This is a genomic window from Intestinibacter sp. (assembly GCF_051866655.1).
GTDB lineage: Bacteria > Bacillota > Clostridia > Peptostreptococcales > Peptostreptococcaceae > Intestinibacter.
This window is the reverse complement of record NZ_JBJDXL010000083.1, coordinates 1-7,043: the sequence shown is the minus strand read 5'-3', so window position 1 is coordinate 7,043 and position 7,043 is coordinate 1. Positions and strand designations below refer to the sequence as shown.

The following is a 7,043-nucleotide window of genomic DNA, read 5'->3' as shown; positions in this document are numbered from 1 at the left end:
AAAGACTTCATTAGCATTATATTCTTATATATATAGACCTATAATGGAAAATATAGATAATAAAAATTTTCATATTATATATTATAGTTTGGAAATGTCATGTGAAGCTTTGTTTACTAAACTTTTATCTATTTATATGTATGAAAGATTTGGTAAAGAAATATCATATAAAGAATTATTATCTAGAAAGAGAAATTATTCTCTATCAGATGAAGATTTTGAACTAGTTCTACAATGTGAAGACTGGCTCAATAGAATAGAAGAGATAATCACTGTATACGATAGAGGATTAACTGCTGATAGAATGTATGCTCATCTTATTGGAGAACTTAGTAAATACGGAGAATTTGAAGAAACAGAAACACGTAAAGTATTTATTCCAAAAGATAAAAATCAAATAATTCTAGTAGTTATAGATCATTTGGGACTTATCCGTAAGGATAAAGGAAGAACTAAAAAAGAGGAAATGGATTTAGCATCTAGCTATTTAGTTACTCTTAGAAATAAATGTGGAATTAGTCCTTTAGTACTAATGCAGATGAATAGAGATAGTTCCTCTGTTGATAGACGTAAAAATTCTTGGTCTGAACCTCAATTAAACGATATAAAAGATACTGGTAATGTATCAGAAGATGCGGAAATAGTTATTTCTATATTTCATCCTTATAGAGAAAAGCTTACTACATATAGAGGGTATAAGTTGAATATATTAGAAAATACTTATAGAGCTATAATTGTATTAAAAAATAGATATGGAGATAATGGAGTAGCTATAAGTACTGCTTTCTATGGTAAATCTGGTATATGGAGAGAGCTGCCGAAACCAGAAGAAATAAATGATTATGAACAATATCTAACTATAGATGGTAAATGTAAAGATGAAAATATAAATACAGAGATTGATGAAAAAGAAGAAATTAAGAATGATTTTAAAATTATAATGTAGAAATATGGCTAATGCTGTTATTTGTTGCGCTGGACTAAGTAATTCTGGCAAATCAACATCATTAAAGTATCTAGATCCAAAAGAAACTTTTATTGTATCTTGTACCAATAAACAATTACAAATTCCAGGTTTTAGAAAGAAATATATTAAAGTAAGTTTAACAAAAGAAGCTGGGCTGACTGGAAATTGGTATGTTTGTAATGACTATGTTAAGATAGAAAGAATTCTTGATATGGTATCAACTTCTAGGCCAGATATTAAGGTTATAGTAATAGACGATATAAATTATTGTCTTTCTAATGATATAATGCAGAACGCCTTAACTAAAGGGTAGACATTCGTGCCCTAACCAATTAAATTGCTGGAAGAGCCTAAAGATATTAGAACTAAAATATAAAAGAAATTTCATATGAATGTTGAAAATCTAATATATAAAGTACGTGAGTATTATAAATGGAAAATCAGCAGCCAAGACTCTTCTTATTACTGAGAAGTAATTAATGAGTAAGGTTCAACGACTATTCTCGGAAGAGAAGTAGCTTAAAATTATTGCTAAAATTTTTTGCGAAAAAGTTGGTAACTTCAAATAATCTTGCTATATTTGCATATTATAATATGTCTAACATAAAAAATAATATCAAATTATGGCAAGAAAAATTACAACCGAAATCTTTATTAAAGAAATGAAAGAAATACATGGAGATAAGTATGACTATAGTAAAGTAGAATACAAAACATGTAGAGATAAAATTTGTATTATATGCCCAGAACATGGAGAGTTTTGGCAAATTCCCTCTAATCATAGAGCTGGAGATGGATGTCCTCTGTGTAGAAGAGAAAAGCAAAAAGTGAAATTTGAAGATTTTCTTAAACAAGCTAAAGAAAAATTTGGAGATAAATTTGATTACTCTAAAACAAAAGATTCCTGGAATGGAAGTAGGTCTAAAGTGATTATTACCTGTCCTATTCATGGAGACTTTGAAATTGAAGCTTATAGTTTTTTACATTCAGAAGAGGGATGTCCTAAATGCTCTAGAAGTAAACCTAAAAAGCCTGTAGTAGAAGGAGTTAAAAGAAAAGATATGAGGGAATATAGTATATGGAGAGCTATGTTAACAAGAGTATCTAATCCCAATACTGATGATTACAGTAGATACATGGGAAGAGGAATCAAATGCTGTGATAGGTGGAGAACTTCTTTTGAAAACTTCTATAGTGATATGGGAGAATGTCCTGAAGGACATTCTATTGATAGAATAGATCCTAATAGAGATTATTGTCCAGAAAACTGTAGATGGGCTTCAGCTAAAACACAAGCTGAAAATAGAGGAGATTTTAATTTAATATTTACATTAAATGGAGAAACCCATGTTTTAAAAGAATGGGCGAGAATATTTAATATAAATTATACCACACTACATTCTAGAATATATAGATACGGATTGACTTTCGAAGAAGCTATAAAAGAAGATCCTTTTAATAGACTTATAGAAATAGACGGAGAAAAGAAAATCTTAAAAGACTGGTGCGATACTTATAATATTAAATATGAAACTGTATTAAACAGAATAAATAAACATAAATGGAGTGTAGAAGAAGCAATAAAAACTCCATATAGACATAAAAAGGTTGAAATTGAAGTTAAAGATATAGTCTAAACTTAATAGAAATATTAAGAGTATAAATATGAATTTAGCAAATTCAAAAATAAATATTTATACAAAGTATTGACGAAAAATTTACTCTACAAGCTAAAAATTACTATGATCTTATTATAAAGGCTCATAATTTAAGAGACGACTTAACAGTTGTGATTATTTCCCATATTATCAATGATGGCACTGATCTAGAGCCCTCTTATAAACTGTACACGAGTGGTAAAATGCTTGATAAGACAGTTAATTTGGATGGACTATTCTCTTATATACTTTATTCTGAAAGATTAGTAGCTGATGATGGAGAAACAATAGAATACAAGTTCCGAACTAAAACTAATGGAAATGATACTTGTAGAAGTATTGATGGTTGCTTTGAAAATAAGTATATAGAACCTAATATGAAACAAGTTATTGATCGTATTAATGAATTTGAGAACGGAGACAATGAGGATTAAAATGCTTATTGAATTTGACTTTGATCCTGAAACTGGAGAATATACTCCAATTAGTAGAACAGTAGTCAATGATGATATAAAAAAGCCTAAATCTGTTATTAAGGATGATGGTAGTACAGAACCTATAGTTACATTAGAAGATAATAAACTAGTTTTAAATTCTAAAGCAGTAGAACTATTAGGTGCTGAATGGGAAGACAGAATTTCTATTATATACCAGAAACATGGAAATAATTTAGTTCCAGTAATAGGAAAGGATGAAATCTTTGGTTGTAAATCTGGTAATAAATTAACTAAAAGTAAGACTGTCTCATGTAGAGGAAAGGCTAATACAGAGTTATCTAAATATGGAAGTGAATTTAAACTTATTTCTCTAAATAATGGTACATTTATTATGGATGGAGGAATAGAAGTTCCATACATAGAAACTACTAAAAAGAAGCAAGATCCAAAAATTAAAGTAGTAGAAGATGATAATCCAGAGGTACTTCCATTGGAAGCTACTTTGGATGCAGAAGGAATAGATGATGTAACAGAAGAATTTAAGTTTGAACTTTAAAAAATATAATGAATATGGATTTGAATATTGGATTTAAAGCAGATGAGAAGTATGTATCTACTAATTTACCTCAATTAAAAGCATGGGAGATACATGATGTAAAATTTGATGGTTTTGAATATTCTAAGTTTGCAGGTAAGAAAGATCCTTCTGCAACTTATGAGGTTTTGAAAATCAAATTTAAAAATGATAATGGTCAATTCGTTCATATCTTGTTTGCACCTAAACCAGGAGACGAAGTAAGATCAAAAAGAACTAATAGTAATGGTCATGAAATGGAGAATCCATCTAATTTGGAGACTTTCACAAAGACTATTGGTCATGTACTAACAGAGGTTTGCCCAGAAGCCTTAAATAAATTATCTGGAAAGAGTACTACATTTGAGAAGCTTTGCAAATTCTTAGAGAAAGAAACTGCTTCTAAAATTGGAGTTGAGACTAAGATTAAACTTATTGGAGACAAAGATAATAAACCCAAATTCCCATATTTATTATCTGTGTTTGAAGTAGGAGGAGACGCAGTTATTACAAATAACTGTGTTGGTAAAAATCTTGGATTTACTGCTTATGAAATGGAGCAAAAGAAGAAAGTAGAGAATGCTAAGCCAACTCAAATGCCTTCTTTAAACTCCAATTCTAATTTAACAACTAATAATGATTCTCCTATTAAAGAAGAGGAAAGTGATGATTTAGATTTTAATTTGTAAAATAAATTACTATCTTTGTGGGTTAAATGATAACTTATGGAGATTAGATTTGACCCAGAAATAACTAAAGAGCTTATATTACAAAATATATCCCAAGAAGCCATTATGGAACACTATTTAGGTGTCCATATTGGCAAGGGATTATTTTGTTCTCCTTTAAGAAGTGATAAAAAGCCAACTTGTTCATTTTATAAAAATGGAGCTGGTGATTTAATATTTAAAGATTTTGGCGGGTATTTCTACGGCAATTGTTTTAGTGTAGTTATGTATAAATATAATTGTTCTTATCATAAAGCTTTAGAAATAATAGCCAATGACTTTGGAATAGTAAAAAATAATAAATTACAAAGACATGAAAAGTTAATAGATTATAGCAATAAGATATTAGAGAAATCTGAACCATGTATTTTACAAGCAGAAATAAAGGAATTTTCTGATAAAGAACTTAAATGGTGGAATAACTTTGGAGTATCATTAGATACTTTAAAGCATTTTAATGTATTCTCTTGTAAATCTATATTTTTAAATTCTAACTATTATGGAGGATCTACTGATAAAAATTTTATTTTCGGATATTATAATGGAAAGGATGAAGATAATATAGAAAAATGGAGATTTTATTTTCCATTTAGAAGTTCTTATAGGTTTTTATCTAACTGGCCTAAAGATATGATTCAAGGATATAGACAATTACCAAAACAAGGAGATCTATTAGTAATTACTAAAAGTATGAAGGATGTTATGTGCTTTTATGATTTAGGAATTACAGCTATAGCTCCAAATTCTGAAACATTGTTTATTTCAAAGGAAGAATTAGAAAACTTATCTAAAAGATTTAAAGTAATATCTGTATTATATGATCAGGATAAGGCAGGAAAAGTTAATATGGCTAAAATAAGAAGAAGTTATCCAAATCTTTTTTATTTTGTGATTCCTAAAAGTTTAAATGCTAAGGATATATCGGATTTCTATAAAAAATATGGAAGAGATAAAACTTTAGAATTAATTAATAATGGAATACAATGGCTAAATACACAACAGAAGACTTTATTGAAAAATGTAAGTTAAAGCATGGAGATAAATATGATTACTCTGAATCTAAATACAATGGATTAGAAAAAGACTTTACTTTTAAATGCCCAATTCATGGAGAAGTAACTCAAAAAGCTAAATCACATTTAGTAAGAAGTGGATGCTACTTATGTGATCAAGAAAAAGCAAAATCTAGAAGAAGAAAATCATCATATTCTAAATCTAAAGGTAATGCTTATGAAGTACAAATTGCTAAAGAATTAGCTTATTGTGGCTATCCAGAAGTAGTTACTTCTAGAAGTGAATCTAAAAGAATGGATGATAATAAAATCGATTTAATTGATAAAGAAGGGAGATTGCCGATCAATATTCAATTAAAGAAAACCCAGAATATTCCAAGCTATTTTAAAATAGCTGATAGTTGTCCTTTAAAGGATAAACCATTTTGTTTAATTTGGAATGCTCAAAGATTAAAAGAAGGACAGGTTAATATTAGTAGTTTAGGAGAGGTTGCTATTATCCCTAAACAATTTTTTTATGATCTATTAAGAGCATATACAATACAAAATAACATATGATATTAAGAACTCGTAAACTAGTAACTGATGTAGATATAATTAATGCTAAAGATATTAATCCTGACTTTAATATGCTTATTTTAGTATTAGTAAATAATAATCCTATTGGACAAATAATTTATGTTGATGGATTCTGGATATTACTAAAAAATTTAAATGCAGAAGTTACTGTTGAATGTATCTTTAAAGAAATTTCTTTAGAATATCTAATTAATAGAATTAGTAAAGCTTTTACAAATATAACATTTGAAGTAATTAAATATGATATATGAACTTATCAGTTATTCCAATTCAATCATTTAGTGATATTATCACCAATTCAAGTTCTGAATTATTTGTATTAAATACAGATAATACAGTACAGAAAGTAGAAGAAATTCTTAATAAAATAACTTCTGGATATTGTACTCCAATTATATTTAATCTAGAGAGATATAATAAATGGAAAGAAGACAAATCCTCTGTTTCAGATTTAGAATATTCTTATTTTGATACAGCAAGTGGATGGCTTGTTGATCTAGATGATGAAGATAGTCTATTTGATTATAGACTGAATGCACTAATAAATATAATGGAATATCATTCCTTAGAGACACGTTATTTTAAAGAGAATGATATATTATTCTATATAGAATTTATGAAGTTTGCTGAAACTATACATTTGACGAGTATTAATAGATTCTTTATATATAGAGAGAATAAGGAAAAAGAGTGCAAGGAATTTCTCAAACAATTTGAAAATTCAAGTAATATGCTTCCTTCTTGGTGGATGCCGGGAGAGAAAGAAACTGTACAGGGACTAAATGGTAAAATATTAGTACTCAGCTGTGATGATAATTCTATGCCATTTGAATCATTTGATTTTATTAATGAAGTATTAAACGGATATAATATACATTTAGGATGATTATAATTCAATCTTATATTGATTTAATTACTAATAGTTCTACATCAGTATTCCAATGGGCTAACAGTGTAAAGGGAGTTAAGGATATAATAAATGCTATACTAAAATCAGCAGGATCAGATTTAACTTGTGATGATCTTTTTAATATTACTATACACTATTGTATAGATATTAGTGATGCTATGGATTATTATTTTGACT

11 protein-coding genes are annotated in these 7,043 nt (G+C 28.0%); all 11 read left to right on the top strand.

The window, feature by feature from the left end; all coding sequences use genetic code 11:
- On the top strand, positions 1–946 hold a 946-nt coding region (locus ACI3VO_RS02305), incomplete at its 5' end, for a DnaB-like helicase C-terminal domain-containing protein (RefSeq protein WP_439756360.1).
- 4 nt (positions 947–950) lie between these two features.
- Complete coding sequence (locus tag ACI3VO_RS02300; RefSeq protein ID WP_439756359.1) at positions 951–1,280, top strand: hypothetical protein; 330 nt, start codon at positions 951–953, stop codon at positions 1,278–1,280.
- Between the two features lie 349 nt (positions 1,281–1,629).
- Positions 1,630–2,604: a DUF723 domain-containing protein gene (locus ACI3VO_RS02295; RefSeq protein ID WP_439756358.1), complete on the top strand. Its 975-nt coding sequence runs from the start codon at positions 1,630–1,632 to the stop codon at positions 2,602–2,604.
- Between the two features lie 224 nt (positions 2,605–2,828).
- Entirely contained in the window at positions 2,829–3,059 is a 231-nt protein-coding gene (locus ACI3VO_RS02290) for a hypothetical protein (protein WP_439756357.1), read from the top strand.
- Position 3,060: 1 nt separating this feature from the next.
- A complete protein-coding gene (locus ACI3VO_RS02285) occupies positions 3,061–3,618 on the top strand; it encodes a hypothetical protein (protein WP_439756356.1) in 558 nt (185 codons plus the stop codon).
- Positions 3,619–3,632: 14 nt separating this feature from the next.
- Entirely contained in the window at positions 3,633–4,325 is a 693-nt protein-coding gene (locus ACI3VO_RS02280) for a hypothetical protein (protein ID WP_439756355.1), read from the top strand.
- 36 nt (positions 4,326–4,361) lie between these two features.
- Positions 4,362–5,393, top strand: coding sequence for a toprim domain-containing protein (locus ACI3VO_RS02275; protein ID WP_439756354.1), 1,032 nt, complete (start codon positions 4,362–4,364; stop codon positions 5,391–5,393).
- Positions 5,348–5,935, top strand: a complete 588-nt coding sequence (locus tag ACI3VO_RS02270; RefSeq protein WP_439756353.1) for a hypothetical protein — start codon at positions 5,348–5,350, stop codon at positions 5,933–5,935. Before ACI3VO_RS02275 ends, ACI3VO_RS02270 begins: the two co-directional genes overlap by 46 nt.
- Positions 5,932–6,207 carry a hypothetical protein gene (locus tag ACI3VO_RS02265; protein ID WP_439756352.1) on the top strand — a complete coding sequence of 92 codons (276 nt, stop codon included), beginning with the start codon at positions 5,932–5,934 and terminating at the stop codon, positions 6,205–6,207. The genes ACI3VO_RS02270 and ACI3VO_RS02265 overlap by 4 nt, the downstream gene beginning before the upstream one ends.
- On the top strand, positions 6,204–6,842 hold the full coding sequence (locus ACI3VO_RS02260; protein ID WP_439756351.1) for a hypothetical protein: 639 nt from the start codon (positions 6,204–6,206) through the stop codon (positions 6,840–6,842). Before ACI3VO_RS02265 ends, ACI3VO_RS02260 begins: the two co-directional genes overlap by 4 nt.
- A partial coding sequence (locus tag ACI3VO_RS02255) for a hypothetical protein (RefSeq protein WP_439756350.1) occupies positions 6,839–7,043 on the top strand: 205 nt, incomplete at its 3' end. The genes ACI3VO_RS02260 and ACI3VO_RS02255, both read left to right, overlap by 4 nt.